At 67.5% G+C, this 1,462-nt stretch carries 2 protein-coding genes; both read left to right on the forward strand.

Annotated elements, in window-relative coordinates:
* A partial coding sequence (locus C4U03_RS39650) for an HAD hydrolase family protein (protein ID WP_160147268.1) occupies positions 1-894 on the forward strand: 894 nt, incomplete at its 5' end.
* Positions 891-1,462, forward strand: a 572-nt coding sequence (locus C4U03_RS39655; protein WP_200827803.1) for an N-acetylneuraminate synthase family protein, incomplete at its 3' end; no start/stop codon positions are given. The genes C4U03_RS39650 and C4U03_RS39655, both read left to right, overlap by 4 nt.

Below are 1,462 nucleotides of genomic sequence, written 5' to 3' on the forward strand. Positions count from 1 at the left end.
GGTGGGCCTGAGGTGACGGTGATGGTGCAGTGCACCAGTCCGTTCATCGATCCGGGCGATCTGGACGCGGCGGTGGTGCGGGTGCTGGGTGGGGAGGCCGATTCGGTGTTCTCCGGTCTGGAGACGCACGAGTTCCAGTGGTGTGTGGCTGCTGGGGGCGGGGTGGCCGGTGTGGGGCATGATCCGGCGCATCGGCCGCGTCGTCAGGACCGGGCTGCGCACTATCGGGAGACGGGCGCGTTCTATGTGATGCGCACCTCGGGGTTGCGGGCGCATCGGCACCGGTTCTTTGGGCGTATTGGTGTGCAGCCGGTGCCGGCGGCGCATGCGGTGGAGGTGGATGAGCCCGCCGATCTGGAGTTGGTGCGGGCGATCGCGGTGGTCGCCGATCGTGTCGAGCCCATCGATGTGGATGCGGTGGTCACCGACTTCGATGGTGTGCACACCGATGACCGGGCCTGGGTGGATCAGGACGGCCGGGAGGCGGTGGCGGTCAGCCGCAGTGACGGGATGGGTGTGGCGCGGCTGCGCAGGGCCGGCGTGCCGCTGCTGATCTTGTCTACTGAGGTCAACCCGGTGGTGGCCGCGCGTGCCCGCAAGCTGGGTGTGCCTGTGCTGCATGGGGTGGAGGACAAGGCGACCGTGCTGCGTAAGTGGATGGCCGATGAGGGCCTGGACCCGGCGCGGGTGGCCTATGTCGGCAATGACGTCAATGATCTGGGTTGCCTGGCTTTGGTCGGGTGGCCGGTGGCCGTTCCCGACGCTCATCCGGGCGTGCTGGCGGCGGCGCGTGTGAGGCTCACCCGCCCCGGTGGCGCCGGAGCGGTGCGTGAGCTGTGTGAACGGGTCCTGGCGGCCCGCGATGACCGAACGACAGGGGATGGCAGGAAATGAGCGGCGCAGTGGGAAGTTCTGGCAGCGTGTGGATCGGGGATCGCGAGGTCGGCCCCGGCAGGCCGGTGTATGTGATCGGTGAGATCGGGATCAACCACAACGGGGATGTGGACATCGCCCGCCGTCTGATCAACATCGCCGCCGACGCCGGCTGCCAGGCGGTCAAGTTCCAAAAGCGCACCCCGGAGATCTGTGTTCCGCCCGAGCAGCAGAACAAGATGCGGGAAACGCCGTGGGGTGAGATGACCTACCTGGAGTACAAGCACCGGGTGGAGTTCGGGGTGGAGGAGTATCGGCAGATCGCCAAGTACGCCGCCGACCGGGGCATCGACTGGTTCGCCTCTCCCTGGGACGTGCCGTCGGTGGAGTTCCTGGAGAACTTCGACGTCGTCACTCACAAGGTCGCCTCGGCGTCCATCACCGACAAGGAGCTGCTGCGGGCGCTGGCGGCCACCGGCAAGCCGATCATCTTGTCCACCGGCATGTCCACCCTGGAGGAGATCGACGAGGCGGTGGAGATCCTCGGCGCCGGCAAGCTGGTCATCTTGCACGCCACCTCCACCTACCC

The sequence above is a fragment of the Thermomonospora echinospora genome (genome assembly GCF_900108175.1).
GTDB classification, from domain to species: Bacteria; Actinomycetota; Actinomycetes; order Streptosporangiales; family Streptosporangiaceae; genus Thermomonospora; species Thermomonospora echinospora.